Origin of the sequence: Janibacter sp. FSL W8-0316 (assembly GCF_038004165.1) — a bacterium.
GTDB classification, from domain to species: domain Bacteria; phylum Actinomycetota; class Actinomycetes; order Actinomycetales; family Dermatophilaceae; genus Janibacter; species Janibacter indicus.
Map to the genome: position 1 here is coordinate 687,233 of NZ_JBBOQX010000001.1, position 15,165 is coordinate 702,397.

At 70.0% G+C, this 15,165-nt stretch carries 15 protein-coding genes; 5 read left to right on the forward strand and 10 right to left on the reverse strand.

Annotated features, from left to right (window positions below):
• Positions 1–33 precede the first annotated feature (33 nt).
• The 10 genes from NYE39_RS03390 to NYE39_RS03435 all read right to left on the reverse strand — a co-directional run bounded on the left by NYE39_RS03390 (position 34) and on the right by NYE39_RS03435 (position 9,231).
• Positions 34–384, reverse strand: coding sequence for an RNA polymerase-binding protein RbpA (locus NYE39_RS03390; protein ID WP_072624684.1), 351 nt, complete (start codon positions 382–384; stop codon positions 34–36).
• 27 nt (positions 385–411) lie between these two features.
• The gene (secG, locus tag NYE39_RS03395) at positions 412–657 is read right to left on the reverse strand and encodes a preprotein translocase subunit SecG (protein ID WP_072624685.1); all 246 of its coding nucleotides are present in this window, start codon (positions 655–657) and stop codon (positions 412–414) included.
• Positions 658–790: 133 nt separating this feature from the next.
• Positions 791–1,585, reverse strand: coding sequence for a triose-phosphate isomerase (tpiA, locus tag NYE39_RS03400; RefSeq protein ID WP_072624686.1), 795 nt, complete (start codon positions 1,583–1,585; stop codon positions 791–793).
• Between the two features lies 1 nt (position 1,586).
• Positions 1,587–2,798 (reverse strand): phosphoglycerate kinase, encoded by a 1,212-nt coding sequence (locus NYE39_RS03405; protein ID WP_341011849.1) that lies wholly within the window; start codon positions 2,796–2,798, stop codon positions 1,587–1,589.
• Between the two features lie 44 nt (positions 2,799–2,842).
• On the reverse strand, positions 2,843–3,850 hold the full coding sequence (gap, locus tag NYE39_RS03410) for a type I glyceraldehyde-3-phosphate dehydrogenase (protein WP_072624688.1): 1,008 nt from the start codon (positions 3,848–3,850) through the stop codon (positions 2,843–2,845).
• A 118-nt stretch (positions 3,851–3,968) separates the two neighbouring features.
• Entirely contained in the window at positions 3,969–4,949 is a 981-nt protein-coding gene (gene whiA / locus NYE39_RS03415; RefSeq protein ID WP_072624689.1) for a DNA-binding protein WhiA, read from the reverse strand.
• Between the two features lie 45 nt (positions 4,950–4,994).
• Positions 4,995–5,945 (reverse strand): gluconeogenesis factor YvcK family protein, encoded by a 951-nt coding sequence (locus NYE39_RS03420; RefSeq protein WP_072624690.1) that lies wholly within the window; start codon positions 5,943–5,945, stop codon positions 4,995–4,997.
• Between the two features lie 2 nt (positions 5,946–5,947).
• Positions 5,948–6,871 carry an RNase adapter RapZ gene (gene rapZ, locus NYE39_RS03425; protein WP_083546089.1) on the reverse strand — a complete coding sequence of 308 codons (924 nt, stop codon included), beginning with the start codon at positions 6,869–6,871 and terminating at the stop codon, positions 5,948–5,950.
• A complete protein-coding gene (uvrC, locus tag NYE39_RS03430; RefSeq protein WP_072624691.1) occupies positions 6,868–8,814 on the reverse strand; it encodes an excinuclease ABC subunit UvrC in 1,947 nt (648 codons plus the stop codon). Before uvrC ends, rapZ begins: the two co-directional genes overlap by 4 nt.
• A 9-nt stretch (positions 8,815–8,823) precedes the next feature.
• On the reverse strand, positions 8,824–9,231 hold the full coding sequence (locus NYE39_RS03435; protein WP_072624692.1) for a Rieske (2Fe-2S) protein: 408 nt from the start codon (positions 9,229–9,231) through the stop codon (positions 8,824–8,826).
• Positions 9,232–9,466: 235 nt separating this feature from the next.
• On the opposite strand from NYE39_RS03435, the gene NYE39_RS03440 reads away from it, so the two are divergent.
• The 5 genes from NYE39_RS03440 (at position 9,467) to NYE39_RS03460 (ending at position 15,067) form a co-directional block, all read left to right on the forward strand.
• Positions 9,467–10,699 carry a branched-chain amino acid ABC transporter substrate-binding protein gene (locus tag NYE39_RS03440; protein ID WP_072624693.1) on the forward strand — a complete coding sequence of 411 codons (1,233 nt, stop codon included), beginning with the start codon at positions 9,467–9,469 and terminating at the stop codon, positions 10,697–10,699.
• Positions 10,700–10,852: 153 nt separating this feature from the next.
• Positions 10,853–11,812: a branched-chain amino acid ABC transporter permease gene (locus tag NYE39_RS03445; RefSeq protein ID WP_072624694.1), complete on the forward strand. Its 960-nt coding sequence runs from the start codon at positions 10,853–10,855 to the stop codon at positions 11,810–11,812.
• Positions 11,809–13,476, forward strand: a complete 1,668-nt coding sequence (locus tag NYE39_RS03450; protein ID WP_072624695.1) for a branched-chain amino acid ABC transporter permease — start codon at positions 11,809–11,811, stop codon at positions 13,474–13,476. The genes NYE39_RS03445 and NYE39_RS03450 overlap by 4 nt, the downstream gene beginning before the upstream one ends.
• Complete coding sequence (locus NYE39_RS03455) at positions 13,473–14,357, forward strand: ABC transporter ATP-binding protein (RefSeq protein ID WP_083546090.1); 885 nt, start codon at positions 13,473–13,475, stop codon at positions 14,355–14,357. The genes NYE39_RS03450 and NYE39_RS03455 overlap by 4 nt, the downstream gene beginning before the upstream one ends.
• Positions 14,358–14,362: 5 nt before the next feature.
• Entirely contained in the window at positions 14,363–15,067 is a 705-nt protein-coding gene (locus NYE39_RS03460) for an ABC transporter ATP-binding protein (protein ID WP_241382046.1), read from the forward strand.
• The last annotated feature ends 98 nt before the right edge of the window (positions 15,068–15,165 follow it).

Sequence of the window (15,165 nt, forward strand, 5' to 3'; positions counted from 1 at the left end):
GTCTGTCCGGTCGGGGTGAGTCGGGGCCGCGGGTCAGCGAATCAGGCCGCGGTCGCGCAGCTCGCCGAGGCGCTCCTCGAGGATCGCCTCGCCCTCGCTGTCGGAGCGGCGCTCCTTGACGTAGGCGAGATGTGTCTTGTAGACCTCGGCGGTCGGCGGTGCCGGCGGGTTGTCCTTGTCCTTGCCGGCGGGGAGGCCGCAGCGCTTGCACTCCCACTGCTCGGGGATCTCCACGCCGTCCTCGACGGCGAAGGAGGGCGTCACCTCGTGGCCATTGGCGCACCAGTAGGAGACGAAGGTGCGGGGGGCGGCCTCGCCACGCTCGGCCTCGCCCATGGGGCCGGCGCCGATGCGGCTGCCGCGGATCGCGTTTCCACCTGCCATGCGAAGCTCCTGTGGGTGCGTGACGCGTCAGGCGTCGAAACGGTCGATGAGGCCGATGCCGACGACGGCCGTGAACCAGACGAGGCCGATGACGATCGTGAACCTCGTGAGATTGCGCTCGGCGACGGACGAGCTGCCCAGCGACGCGGACATGCCGCCACCGAACATGTCGGACATGCCACCGCCCTTCCCCTTGTGCATGAGGATGAGCAGGGTGAGGATCAGGCCGGTGATCACGAGGATCACCTGCAGTCCGATGCGGACGGCGTTCACGCGATCAGGTCCTTGTCGGTCGGGTCTCGGGTGCGGCGTCACCGGGTGACGCCCGGGTCAGGATACCCCTGTCACGTGGATGGTGGGCCAGGCCGGGGTGTGCGACACGCGGTCCCCGCGCCTGGCCCCGCGATCACGCGGTGAGGTGCTGCTGGTAGCGGCAGATCGAGGCGAACTCCTCGGCCTGGAGCGAAGCACCTCCGACGAGTGCACCGTCGACGTCCGCGCCGGCCATGATGCTCGCGACATTGCCCGACTTCACCGAGCCGCCGTAGAGGATGCGGACCCGGTCAGCGGTCTCGGCGGAGTAGAGCTCGGCGAGCTTGCCGCGGATGGCCGCGCACACCTCTTGGGCGTCCTCGGGCGTGGCGACCTCACCGGTGCCGATGGCCCAGACGGGCTCGTAGGCGATGACGAGCGTCGCGGCCTGCTCTGCGGTGATGCCGGTCAGGCTGCCCTCGACCTGCGCCAGGACGTGGGCCACGTGCTCGCCGGCCTGACGAACCTCGAGGCCTTCGCCGACGCAGACGATCGGAACGAGCCCGTGCCGGTAGGCGGCGACTGCCTTGCTCGCCACGACCTCGTCGGTCTCGCAGTGCCCGTCGCGGCGCTCGCTGTGCCCGACGACGACGTAGGCGCAGCCGAGCTTCGCGAGGAAGGCCGCGGAGATGTCGCCGGTGTAGGCCCCGGAGTCGTGCGGGCTGACGTCCTGCGCCCCGTAGCGCAGGGCGAGCCGGTCACCCTCGACGAGCGTCTGGACCGAGCGCAGGTCGGTGAAGGGAGGGACCACGACGACCTCGACGGCGCCGAAGTCGTGCTTGGCGTCCCGCAGGGTCCAGTCGAGCTTCTGCACCAGGTGCGTACCCTGCAGGTGGTCAAGGTTCATCTTCCAGTTGCCCGCCATGAGCGGGGTCCGCGACGTGGCCATGTCAGCCCTCCTGGGCCTGGTCGAAGACGGCGATGCCCGGCAGGCTCTTGCCCTCGAGGTACTCGAGGCTGGCGCCACCACCGGTGGAGATGTGCCCGAAGTCCTCGTCGGCGAAGCCGAGCTGACGCACCGCGGCAGCGGAGTCACCACCACCGACGACGGTGAGGGCTCCCCCCTTCGTCGCCTCGACCAGCGCCCGGGCCACGGCCTCGGTGCCGGCGGCGTAGGGCGCCATCTCGAAGGCACCCATGGGGCCGTTCCAGAAGACGGTGCGGCAGTCGGCGAGCTTGTCGGCGAAGAGCCGCGCGGACTCGGGACCGATGTCCAGTCCCATCCGGTCAGCGGGGATCGCGTCGGCCGCGACGACCTCGTGGTCGGCGTCGGCGGAGAAGGCGGTGGCCGCGACGACGTCGGTCGGCAGCACGATCTCGACCCCGTCACGCTGCGCGCGCTCGAGGTACTCGCTCACCGTGGCCAGCTGGTCCTGCTCGAGCAGGCTCGTGCCGACCTCGTGGCCCTGGGCCTTGAGGAAGGTGAAGACCATGCCGCCACCGATGAGCAGCCGGTCCGCGGTGCCGAGGAGGTTGTCGATCACCCCGAGCTTGTCGCTCACCTTGGCGCCACCGAGGACGACTGCGTAGGGGCGCTCGGGGTCGCGGGTCAGTCGCTGCAGGACGTCGATCTCGGCCCGCACCAGACAGCCCATCGCCGCCGTCAGCCGGGTCGCGATGTCGTAGACCGAGGCCTGCGCCCGGTGGACCACGCCGAAGCCGTCGGACACGTAGGCGTCGGCCAGTGCGGCCAGCTCGTCGGCGAAGGCGCCGCGCTCGGCCTCGTCCTTGCTCGTCTCACCCGCGTTGAACCGCAGGTTTTCGAGGAGGGCGACCTGACCGTCGGCCAGACCGTCGACGACCGCGCGAGCCGACTCCCCGACCGTGTCGGTGGCGAAGGCCACCGGCGCCCCGAGGAGCTCTCCGAGCCGCGACGCCACCGGAGCCAGCGAGTACTGCGGGTCGGGCGCGCCCTTGGGGCGGCCGAGGTGGGCGCAGACGACGACCCGAGCGCCCGCGTCCGCCAAGGCCGAGATCGTCGGCAGGGAGGCACGGATGCGCCCGTCGTCGGTGATCGTCTCGCCGTCGAGCGGCACGTTGAGGTCGGATCGGACGAGGACGCGCTTGCCGCGCACGTCCCCGAGGTCAGCAGTGGTCTTCACGGTGGCCTTTCGGGCGATGCGGGTGGTGGTGTGGGGGCATCGTCTCAGAGCGAGCCGCCGACGTGGGCCGCGAGGTCCACGAGGCGGTTGGAGTAGCCCCACTCGTTGTCGTACCAGCCGACGACCTTGACCTGGGTGCCGAGGACCTTGGTCAGGCCGGAGTCGAAGATGCAGCTGGCCGGGTCGGTCTCGATGTCCTTGGAGACGATCGGGTCCTGCGTGTAGACCAGCTTGCCGGCGAGCGGTCCGGACTCGGCCGCCGCGCGCATGAGCTCGTTGACCTCCTCGACCGACGTCTCCCGGCTGGCCTGGAAGGTCAGGTCGGTCGCCGAGCCGGTCGGGGTCGGGACGCGAAGGGCGTAGCCGTCGAGCTTGCCCTTGAGCTCGGGCAGCACGAGCGAGACCGCCTTGGCGGCGCCGGTGGACGTCGGGACGATGTTGAGCGCGGCCGCCCGGGCACGCCGGAGGTCCTTGTGCGGGCCGTCCTGGAGGTTCTGGTCGGCGGTGTACGCGTGGATCGTCGTCATCAGCCCCCGCTCGATGCCCAGCCCGTCGTTGAGCACCTTGGCCATCGGCGCGAGGCAGTTGGTCGTGCACGAGGCATTGGAGATGATCGTGTGCTGCTCGGGGTCGTAGAGGCCGTCGTTGACCCCCATGACGATGGTGATGTCCTCGTGCTTGGCCGGGGCCGAGATGACGACCTTGCGAGCCCCGCCCTCGATGTGCGCGCGTGCCTGCGTCGCGTCGGTGAAGAAGCCGGTCGACTCGATGACGACGTCGACGCCGAGGTCACCCCAGGGCAGCGCGGCGGGGTCCCGCTCGGCCAGCGAGGTCACGAGCGTGCCGTCGACCTCGATGCCCCCGTCGACGACCGAGACACTCCCGTCGTAGCGCCCGAGGATCGAGTCGTAGGCGAGCAGGTGGGCCTGGGTCGCGTCGTCACCGAGGTCGTTGAAGGCCACGACCTCGATGTCCGCCCCGGAGGCCTTGGCGGCGCGGAAGAAGTTGCGGCCGATCCGGCCGAATCCATTGATGCCAACTCGAACTGTCACGCTGGGTACCTCCACGTCAGTGGTGCGAGTGCAGTCGCCGGAGCGACCCGGTCAGCACCCACCCTATGGCCTGCGTCACACCGTCTCGTCGGTGGCCCGCCCGGGTCAGCTCCAGGCCTCAGCCGTCGAGCATGTCCGAGGTCAGCGATGCCTCGGTGCCGGGGATGCCCTCGTCCTCGGCTCGCTTGTCGGCCATGGCGAGGAGCCGGCGGATCCGCCCGGCCACGGCGTCCTTGGTCATCGGGGGGTCAGCTCGCTGGCCGAGCTCCTCCAGCGAGGCGCCGGTGTGCTCCAGGCGCAGCTGCCCGGCCTCGCGCAGGTGGTCGGGGATGTCGTCGCCGAGGATCTCCATGGCCCGCTGCACGCGCGCTCCGGCGGCCACCGCCGCGCGCGCGGAACGACGCAGGTTGGCGTCGTCGAAGTTGGCCAGTCGGTTGGCCGTGGCCCGCACCTCCCGCCGCATCCGGCGCTCCTCCCACGCCATGACGGCCTCGTGGGCGCCGAGCCTGGTGAGCATCGCGGAGATCGCGTCACCGTCGCGGATGACCACGCGGTCGACGCCGCGGACCTCGCGGGCCTTGCTCGGGATGCCCAGCCGCCGTGCCGCGCCCACGAGCGCGAGGGCGGCCTCGGGGCCGGGGCAGGTGATCTCGAGGGACGAGCTGCGCCCGGGCTCGGTGAGGGAGCCGTGGGCGAGAAAGGCTCCGCGCCAGGCGGACTCGGCGTCGCACACCGAACCCCCGACGACCCGGGGTGGCAGGCCACGGACCGGACGCCCCTCGGCGTCGACGAGCCCGGTCTGCCGGGCGAGGGCCGGTCCGTGCTCGCCCACGGTGACGACATAGCGGCTGCCCTTGCGCAGGCCACCCGCCGCCAGCACCATCAGCTCCGACGAGTAGCCGTAGAGCTCGGCGATGTCCTTGCGCAGGCGGCGCGCGGCATGGGCCGTGTCCAGCTCGGCCTCGACGACGATCTTGCGGCTGACGATGTGCAGACCGCCGGCGAAACGCAGCAGGCTGGCGACCTCGGCCTTGCGACAGCAGGTCTTGGTCACCTCGAACCTGCTCAGCTCGTCCTTGACCTTGTCGGTCATCGCCATCGGTGGGTTCCTTCCGGTGTGCCTGTCGTGATCACGGGTGCGCGGTCACGAGAGGATGTCACGATAGGCGGCCGCGAGCCGCAGCGCATCGTGCTGCCCCGGGTGGTCGAGGCGGGACAGGGGGGCGACGACGAGCTCCGCACCCAGGCTCCCGCACGCCCGGGTGAGCCGGTCACGGTCGTCGATCGTCTGCGGGTCGGCGAGCACGGCGTCGACCGTGAGGTCCGGCGCGGTCTCGTGCAGGGTCTCGATGTGCCTGGTGGCCGAGAAGCCGCGCGTCTCGGCCGTGTGCATCTCGAGGTTGAGGGTGAGGACCTTGCGCGCCCGCGCATGCACCAGCGCCTCCCGCAGCTGCGGGACGAGCAGGTGGGTGAGCACGGAGGTGTACCACGACCCGGGCCCGAGGATGATGTGGTCGGCCGCGTCGACGGCCGCGACGGACTCCGGCCGCGCGGGCGGGTTGTCGGGGACGAGCGCGATGGACTCGACGAGCCCGGTGGTGCGCGCGATCGCCACCTGACCGCGCACCGTCTCCAGCCGGGCGGGGTCCGTGGCGTCCAGACCGCTGACCTCGGCGACGAGCTCCAGGGGCACCGCCGCCATCGGCAGGACCCGGCCGCGGGCACTCAGCAGTCGCCCCACGAGGTCGAGGCCTGTCACGGGGTCCTCGTGCAGCTGCCAGAGCGCGACGATGAGCAGGTTGCCCAAGGCGTGCCCGGCCAGGTGCCCGTCGCCGGTGAACCGGTGCTGGAGCACGTCGCTCCAGGTCTGTCCCCACTCGCCGTCGTCGCACAGCGCGGTCAGCGCCATCCGCAGGTCACCGGGCGGGAGCACGTCGAAGTCCTCGCGCAGTCGTCCGGAGGACCCGCCGTTGTCGGCGACGGTGACGATGGCCGTCACCCGCTCGCAGACGAGGCGAAGGGCGGACAGGCTCGCCGCGAGCCCGTGGCCGCCGCCGAGGGCGACGACATCGGCGGAGCGCAGGGGGTCGGCCACGCTCACTCCTGCCCCAGGTCACGGTGGACGACGAAGGTCGCGACCTCGGAGGACGCCAACCGGGTTGCGAGCGCCTCGGCCACCGCCACAGAGCGGTGCTTGCCGCCGGTGCAGCCGACGGCAAGCGTGACGTAGCGCCGGTTTTCGCGGAGGTACCCGGCGATGACGGGAGCGAGGAGGACGTCGACGCTCTCGATGAACTCCGTGGCGCCCGGCTGCGACAGGACGTACTCGGACACCTGAGTCTCACGACCGGTGTGGGCCCGCAGCTCCGGCACCCAGTAGGGGTTGGGCAGGAAGCGCATGTCGAAGACGAAGTCGGCGTCCAGCGGCACGCCGTACTTGAAGCCGAAGGAGAGCACCGCCAGACGCAGCCGCTCGCTCGTCTCCCCCTGGAAGATCGGGCTGATCTTGCGGCTGAGCTGGTGGACGTTGAGGCCCGAGGTGTCGACGACCGTCTCGGCGGTGGCCCGTACGTCGGCGAGGACCTCACGCTCCCTGACGATGGCGTCGAGGAGGCGGCCCGTGCCCTGGAGCGGGTGGGGGCGCCGCACGCTCTCGAAGCGCCGCACGAGCGACTCGTTGGTCGCCTCGAGGAAGAGCAGGTGGGTGAGCCAGCCGCGATCGCGCAGCGTCGCGAGGGCCGCGGTCAGGGTGTCGAAGCCCTGGGCGCGCACGTCGAGGACGATGCCGACCCGGACCGGCTGCCCGGAGGCGGCGAGGTCCTGGGCCCGCTCGGACGACAGCCGCAGCAGGTCCGGCAGGAGGGTGACCGGCAGGTTGTCGATGACGTACCAGCCGTGGTCCTCCATGACATTGCCCACCGTCGACCGCCCGGCACCGCTCATGCCCGTGACCACGACGACCTCGGGGGTGTCCCACCCCTGGGCCTCGCCCTGGGGTGGGATGCTGGCTGCTTCGCTCACGACTGCTGCTCTCCTTCGTCGAGGACCTCGCCCGTGGTGAGGTTGACGGCGGGCTCGGTCGTCCTCCCCGCCAACTCTGCCGCAATTCGCTGTGCGAGGGCAGGTCCGATCCCGGGGACCTCCGCAAGCTCGTCCGCCGTCGCGGCGCGCACCCGCTTGACCGAGCCGAAGCGTGCCAGCAGGGCCTTGCGTCGCGCCTCCCCCAGACCCTGGATGCCGTCGAGCGCGCTGCGGGTCATCGACTTGCTGCGCCGCTCGCGGTGGAAGGTGTTGGCGAAGCGGTGAGCCTCGTCGCGCAGCCGCTGCAGCAGGTAGAGCGCCTCGCTGTTGCGGGCGAGGATCACCGGGTGGTCGTCGCCGGGAACCCAGACCTCCTCGAGCCGCTTGGCCAGGCCGACGACCGCGACGTCGTCGACCCCCAGCTCGTCGAGCACCTGCTGCGCCGCCGCGACCTGCGGGGCACCGCCGTCGACGACGACGAGGTTGGGCGGGTAGGCGAATCGCCGCGCCTCGCCCGTCTCGGGGTCGGTGGCATCGCGCTCGCGGTCCTTGAGGTGCCGCTGGAAGCGCCGGGTGAGCACCTCGTGCATCGCGGCGGTGTCGTCGGTGCGTCCGTCGACGTCACCGCGGACGATGAAGCGCCGGTACTCGGGCTTGCGCACGAGTCCGTCCTCGAAGACGACCATCGACCCGACGACATCGCTGCCCTGCACGTGGCTGATGTCGTAACCCTCGATGCGAAGGGGGGCATCGTCCAGCCCGAGAGCCTCCTGCAGCTCCTGGAGGGCCTGGCTGCGCGCGGTGAGGTCACCCGCTCGGGCGACCTTGTGCCGGGCCAGCGACTGCTCGGCATTGCGCGCCACGGTCTCCATGAGCGAGCGCTTGTCCCCGCGCTGCGGCACCCGCAGGCTGATCGCGCTCCCCCGGCGCTCGCCCAGCCATGCGGCCACGCCGTCGGCGTCGGCCGGCAGGACCGGGACGAGGACCTCGCGGGGGACGCCTTCACCCCCTTCGCCGCCGTAGACCTGCTGGAGCAGGTGCTCGACGAGCTCGGGCAGGTCCTCGGCGTCCTTCTCCGCGACCCACCCCCGCTGGCCGCGGATGCGGCCACCGCGCACGTGGAAGACCTGGATAGCCACCTCCAGCTCGTCGTCGGCGAGCGCGAAGACGTCGGCATCGGTGCCGTCGGGCAGGACGACGGCCGACTTCTCCAGGGCCTTGGTCAGGGCGGCGACGTCGTCGCGCAGGCGGGCGGCCTGCTCGAAGTCGAGGTCCGCGGCAGCCGCCTTCATCTGCCGCTCCAGCCGGCGCACGAAGCGGGCGGTGTCACCGGCGAGGAAGTCGCACAGCTCTTGGGCGATGGCGCGGTGCTCGTCGGCGCTCACCCGGCCGACGCAGGGGGCGGAGCACTTGTCGATGTAGCCGAGCAGGCACGGGCGGCCGGACTGCTCGGCCCGTCGGAAGACGCCGTTGCTGCAGGTGCGCACGGGGAAGACCCGCAGCAGCAGGTCGAGGGTCTCGCGGATCGCCCAGGCGTGGGTGTAGGGGCCGAAGTAGCGCGTCCCCTTGCGCTTGGCCCCACGCATCACCTGGGCGCGCGGGTAGTCCTCGCCCATGGTCACCGCGAGGTAGGGGTAAGACTTGTCGTCGCGGTACTTGACGTTGAAGCGCGGGTCGAATTCCTTGATCCACGCGTACTCCAGCTGCAGCGCCTCGACCTCGGTCGCGACGACGGTCCACTCGACGCTGGCCCCGGTGCGCACCATCCGCGAGGTGCGCGGGTGCAGGGCCGAGATGTCCTGGAAGTAGGAGGACAGCCGCGAGCGCAGCGACTTGGCCTTGCCCACGTAGATGACCCGCCCGTGCTCGTCACGGAACCGGTAGACGCCGGGGTCGGTCGGGATCGACCCGGGAGCGGGGCGGTAGGTCGAGGGGTCTGCCACCCCCCGACCCTACGAGACGGTGACCTGGTCGCCGTCGACGGTCGCGGTCCTGGTGGTGAGCCCCTCCGTGGCCGGCCCCTTGAGGACCGACCCGTCGGTGAGGTCGAACTCGCTGCCGTGGCAGGGGCAGACGATCGCCTCGGTCGTCACCCGGGTCACCGCGCAGCCCTGGTGCGGGCAGGTGCCGTCGAAGGACTTGAAATCCCCCGCGCTCGGCTGGGTGACGACGACCCGGCCCTCGACGAGACCGCCGCCCTCGGGGACGTCGGCGGCCGCGACGCTCACGCCGTCGCCGGACGACGCCGAGCCTCCTGCGCCACTGCCGCCGCTCCCCCCTTCGTCCCCGCCGCAGGCCGAGAGGGCCACGGTGCCGCCTGCTGCGGCGATGGTCAGTGCGGTGCGTCGCGTTGTCGTCATGTCGGGCCTCGAGTCGAAGGGGGGAACGGAACCTGATCGTCCCACCGCCACCTGTGCATGCACCATGCATGACCCGTCAGTAACCCGTCTGGGCGACCACTTGGTAACGAGCAGGACACGGCTCTTCCAATGTGGGTCAGAACACAGTCAGACCGGACTACTGTCCCTCCACAGCCCGCGACACCCAGGTCGCCGGCCGCGGCCCAAGGGCCACACTTCTTCATCAGGAGGACACGTGATCAGGCGTTCCGTCATCTCAACGGGGGCGACCATGCTCGTCGCCACCATGGCCCTGTCCGCATGCGGGACCCGCGGCGGTGACAGCGGCGGTTCCGGAGACGGCGACGGCGGGGGCGACAAGAAGGTCGTGAAGATCGGCGTCATCTCGCCGCTCTCGGGCGACCTGTCCGCTCTCGGCCTCGGCATCCAGCACTCGGTCGAGCTCGCGGCCGAGCAGGCCAACGAGTCCGGTGACCTCGGTGACTGGGAGATCGAGGTCGTCGCCCAGGACGACGAGGGCAAGCCCGAGGTCGGCAAGAACGCCGCCTCCCAGCTGGCCTCCGACGACGAGGTCATCGGTGTTGTCGGCACCCTCAACAGCTCGGTGGCCGGCCCGGTCCAGCCGATCCTCGACAAGGCGAAGATCACCATGGTCTCGCCGGCCAACACCAACCCGACCCTCACCCGGGGCGCCAAGCCGGACGACTCGCCCGAGCGCGTCTACGCCAGCTACTACCGCGTGTGCACGACCGACACCGTCCAGGGCCCCTTCGCCGCTCGCTATCTCTACAACGAGGCCGGCATCAAGGAGCTGGCGACGGTCCACGACAAGAAGACCTACGGCCAGGGCCTCGTCGACGCCTTCACCAAGGAGTACAAGAAGCTCGGCGGCAAGGTCGTCGCCGCCGAGACGATCAACCCCGACGAGGACAAGTACGACGCCGTCGTCTCCTCGCTCAAGGCCAAGGACCCCAAGGCCGTCTACTACGGCGGTGAGTACCCGCAGGCCGCCCCGCTGAGCCAGCAGCTTAAGGCCGGTGGCCTCAAGGTGCCGCTCATGGGTGGCGACGGCATCTTCTCGCCCGAGTTCATCAAGCTCGCGGGCGACGGGTCCGACGGCGACCTGGCCACCTCGGTCGGCGCTCCCACGGAGAGCCTGGACGCCGGCAAGAAGTTCCTCGAGGACTACGAGGCTGCCGGCTACAGCGACCCGGCCGAGGCCTACGGTGCCTACGCCTACGACGCCGGCCAGTCCATCATCGAGGCGATGAAGGTCTCGCTCAAGGACGCCGACACCGTCGAGGACGCTCGTCAGGCGACGATCGACGCGATGGCCGACGTCGAGTTCGACGGAGTCACCGGCAAGGTCTCCTTCGACGAGTACGGCGACAACACCACGCGAGTCCTCACCGCCTACGAGGTCAAGGACGGCGAGTGGACGGACGTCCTCACGGAGGAGTTCAAGTGATCGATGCGGTCATGACCTGCACGGTCTGACCGCAGGTGGGGCGGGGTGTTGACGCACCCCGCCCCACCCCTGCCAGCCCCCTTCGCCATCCGTCGCCCACCCCTCGACGCCCCGTGGTGGCCGCACGACCTGCGGCCACGCCCAGGAGGACACGTGGAACAAGTCGCCCAGCAGATCGTCAACGGTCTGACCATCGGGTCTTTGTACGCACTCATCGCCGTCGGCTACACCGTCGTCTACGGCATCATCCAGCTCATCAACTTCGCGCACGGCGAGATCTTCATGATCGGCGCCTTCGGCGCCCTGTCGACCTCGCTGATCCTCTTCCCGGGCACCACCGCCCTGTGGACGCTGCCGCTCATCCTCATCGGGGCCATCGCCGCCTCGGTCACCGTGGCCGTCGTCATGGAACGCGTCGCCTACCGTCCGCTGCGCAACGCGCCACGACTGGCCCCGCTGATCACGGCCATCGGCATCTCCGTCTTCCTGCAGGAGCTGGTCCGGGTCGGCTACAACGACCCGACCCTCTTCGTCTCCGACGTCAACCCCTTCGACTTCCCGTCGGCGAAGCAGAAGGTCGTCTTCCCCCGGGTCGACGGGATCTCCGGTGAGGCCTTCAACCTCGGCGGGGTCACGCTCCAGCGGCCGGCGCTCTTCACCATCGCCTGCCTGGCGATCTGCGCCGTCGGTCTCTGGTACTACATCAACCGCACCCGCACGGGCCGCGCGATGCAGGCCGTCTCCCAGGACCCCGACACCGCTCGCCTCATGGGCATCAACGTCGACCGGATGATCGTCACGGCCTTCGCCGTGGGCGCCGGGCTGGCCGCGATCGCCGGCGTCGCCTACGGCCTACAGACGACCAACATCAACTTCAAGATGGGCTTCATCTACGGCCTCAAGGCCTTCACCGCCGCCGTCCTCGGCGGCATCGGCAACATCCAGGGCGCGGTCGTCGGCGGCCTCGTCCTCGGTGTCCTCGAGGCCATGGCCATCCAGTACCTGCCCGGCGGCTCGCCGTGGAAGGACATCTGGGCCTTCTCCATCCTCATCCTCGTCCTCGTCTTCCGACCGCAGGGCATCATGGGCGCAAAGGTGGTGGACCGCGCATGAAGACGTTGTCCCGCAATCCCCGTCTCGGCGGCATCCTCGCCGTCGTCGGTTCTGTCCTGCTCCTGCTCTCCGGCCTGCTGTCGTGGAGCTACGAGCCGATCCTCGGTGACATCTCGGTGCGCTTCTGGCCGGTCACCCTGCAGGTCTACGCCATGGTCATCGGCGCGGTCGCCCTCGTCCTCGGCCTCGTCTCGGCCGGCCCGCTGCGCCGGTGGGACGACTACATCGACCCCGCCCGCGGTCTGCGGACCATCGGAGTCACCGGTGTGCTCTTCACCGTGGCCTCGCTCGCTGCGATCACCCTCGAGACGGGTGGCCTGATCAACGCCAACGAAGGCGTGTGGATCGCCCTCGTGGGTGCCGCGCTCGTCACGGCCGGCGGGTACCTGCGCGCGGAGAGCAAGGTGCTCGACCCGAGCACCGTCGCCCTGCCCGCGTGGATCGAGATCCTGGCCATCGCGGCCCTGGTCGGCGTCGCCCTCTTCACGGCGCAGTACGCCCTCAAGCAGAGCGAGCCGTGGGTGCTCGTCCTCCTCGTCGCCATGCTCATCGGCGTGACGCTCACCCTCACCCGCTCCAACATGGCGGCGTGGCTGGGTGGCGTGACGATGCGCCACCGGCGCGTTTTCACCCTGGCGACCTTCGTCGTGGCACTGGCCTTCCCCTTCACCCAGGGTGGGTCCGAGTCCAACCTGACGATCGCCGGCAACGTGCTGATCTTCGCGGCGACCGCGCTGGGCCTCAACATCGTCGTCGGCCTCGCCGGGCTGCTCGACCTGGGCTACATCGCCTTCCTCGGGGCCGGCGCCTACGTCGGGGCCTCGATGTCGATGTCGGCCTTCGCGACGATCGGCTGGAAGCCCCCCTTCCTCGTCGTCATGATCATCGGCGGCATCGTCTCGAGCATCCTCGGCCTGATCATCGGGTCGCCGACGCTGCGGGTCTCGGGCGACTACCTGGCCATCGTCACCCTCGCCTTCGGTGAGATCTTCCGCCTCGCGATGTTCAACCTCGACGGCACGTCCGGGCCGATGATCACGCGTGGCTCCAACGGCATCAACGCCATCCCGGACCTCGAGTTCTTCGGGTTCAACTTCGGGGACACGCACACCATCCTCGGCGTCGAGATCCCGAGGGCGGGCAACTACTACTTCGTGCTTATCGCCCTCATCGTCTTCGTCATCGTCGTCTTCTCGCACCTCAACAACTCGCGGATCGGCCGCGGGTGGGTGGCCATCCGTGAGGATGAGCGAGCGGCCGAGGCCATGGGCGTCAACGTCTTCGGCCTCAAGCTGCTGGCCTTCGCCGGCGGCGCCTCGCTGGCCGGCATGGCCGGCACGGTCAAGGCCCACATGGACCAGGCCGTCTCCCCCGACAGCTACATCTTCCTCGAGTCGGCCTTCCTCCTCGCGGCAGTCGTCCTCGGTGGCATGGGCACGGTCGGTGGCGTTCTCATCGGCGCGGCCCTGCTGAAGTTCCTCCCGGAGAAGCTGCGTTTCCTCGACGACTACCGGCTCCTGATGTTCGGGCTCGTGCTCGTCGTCATGATGCGCGTGCGTCCCGAAGGCCTCGTCGCGAGCAAGCGTCGCCAGCTGGAGTTCCACGACGACGACGAGAAGCTGGCCGAGACCGTGGTCATCGACGAGCTGGAGGCAGCCAAGTGAGCACCGCAACCGACACCCCGACCGCACCGCAGGCGAAGGGGGACGCCGGGGTCATCCTCGACGCCCGCAACGTCACGATGCGCTTCGGCGGCCTCGTGGCCGTCGGGGACGTCTCGATGGAGGTCCGTGAGGGCGAGATCGTCGGTCTCATCGGCCCCAACGGCGCCGGCAAGACGACCTTCTTCAACTGCCTGACCGGCATGTACAAGCCGACCGAGGGTCAGGTCTCGCTCTTCGGCACGCAGATCCCGCCGAAGCCCCGGGCCGTGGTCCGGGCCGGCATGGCGCGCACCTTCCAGAACATCCGTCTCTTCGGCAACATGACCGCCCTCGAGAACGTCATGGTCGGGCGCTTCTGCCGCACCTCGTCCGGGGCCTTCACCTCGATCATCCGGGGCCCGAAGTTCCGCCGTGAGGAGCGGGAGACGACCGAGAAGGCGCACGAGCTGCTCAAGTACGTCGGCCTGGGCAGCAGCGCCCACCTGCTCGCCCGCAACATGCCCTACGGTGACCAGCGCCGCCTCGAGATCGCCCGCGCCCTCGCGACCGATCCGAAGGTGCTGCTGCTCGACGAGCCGACCGCCGGCATGAACCCGCGCGAGACCGAGCAGGCCATGGAGCTGATCTTCAAGATCCGCGACTCCGGCCTGGCGGTCGTCGTCATCGAGCACGACATGCGCTTCATCTTCAACCTCTGCGACCGCGTGCTCTGCCTGGTGCGGGGCGAGGTCCTCGTCCAGGGCACCCCCGGCGAGGTCCAGTCCGACCCGCGGGTCATCGAGGCCTACATCGGTGGGGCCGAGGACGAGGACGAAGAGGTCGCCCCGCTCGAGGTCGAGACGACCTTCAGCGCGGCCACGGACGAGGAGGAGGGCCGATGAGCGCCATGCTCGAGGTCAAGGACCTGGAGGTCTCCTACGGCAAGATCGTCGCCGTCAAGGGCATCTCCTTCAGTGTCGACGAGGGCGAGGTCGTCACCCTCATCGGCACCAACGGTGCCGGCAAGACGACGACGCTGCGCACGATCTCCGGGCTGCTGCGTCCGAGTGGTGGTGAGATCCGCTTCCGCGGAGACCGCATCGACACCACAGCAGCGCACCAGATCGTCGGCATGGGGCTGGCCCACTCCCCCGAGGGCCGACGGATCTTCCCTCGGATGAGCGTTGAGGAGAATTTGCGTCTGGGTGCCTTCGGTCGCCGGGACAAGGAGGTGGGCAAGGACATCCAGGCCGCCTACGAGCTCTTCCCGATCCTCGGAGAACGTCGGGACCAGCCGGCCGGCACGTTCTCCGGTGGCGAGCAGCAGATGCTCGCCATGGGCCGCGCGATGCTCTCGCGTCCCAAGCTCCTCATGCTCGACGAGCCCTCGATGGGTCTCTCGCCGATCATGATGAAGCGGATCATGGCGACGGTGAAGACGCTTCAGTCCCAGGGCACGACGATCCTGCTGGTCGAGCAAAATGCCCGTGCGGCACTCAAGCTCGCGACCAAGGGCTATGTGCTCGAGGTGGGCAAGATCGTCACCCAGGGCACCGGCCACGAGTTGCTCCACTCCGACGAGGTGCGCAAGGCGTATCTCGGCGAGGACTAGCTCGTCCCACCCTGCCCGTCCGGGTCGTTCGCGGCCGGGACGGGCGGGGTCGCGCCGTGCGGAGCGGGCACCGTGCGGTGAGCCGTAGCGGTCCTCAC

Excerpts from the sequence above, each read along its gene's own strand:
- NYE39_RS03390 (WP_072624684.1), bottom strand. The coding sequence starts at position 384 with ATGGCAGGTGGAAACGCGATCCGCGGCAGCCGCATCGGCGCCGGCCCC.
- tpiA (WP_072624686.1), bottom strand. The coding sequence starts at position 1,585 with ATGGCCACGTCGCGGACCCCGCTCATGGCGGGCAACTGGAAGATGAAC.
- whiA (WP_072624689.1), bottom strand. The coding sequence starts at position 4,949 with ATGGCGATGACCGACAAGGTCAAGGACGAGCTGAGCAGGTTCGAGGTG.
- NYE39_RS03435 (WP_072624692.1), bottom strand. The coding sequence starts at position 9,231 with ATGACGACAACGCGACGCACCGCACTGACCATCGCCGCAGCAGGCGGC.
- NYE39_RS03450 (WP_072624695.1), top strand. The coding sequence starts at position 11,809 with ATGAAGACGTTGTCCCGCAATCCCCGTCTCGGCGGCATCCTCGCCGTC.
- NYE39_RS03460 (WP_241382046.1), top strand. The coding sequence starts at position 14,363 with ATGCTCGAGGTCAAGGACCTGGAGGTCTCCTACGGCAAGATCGTCGCC.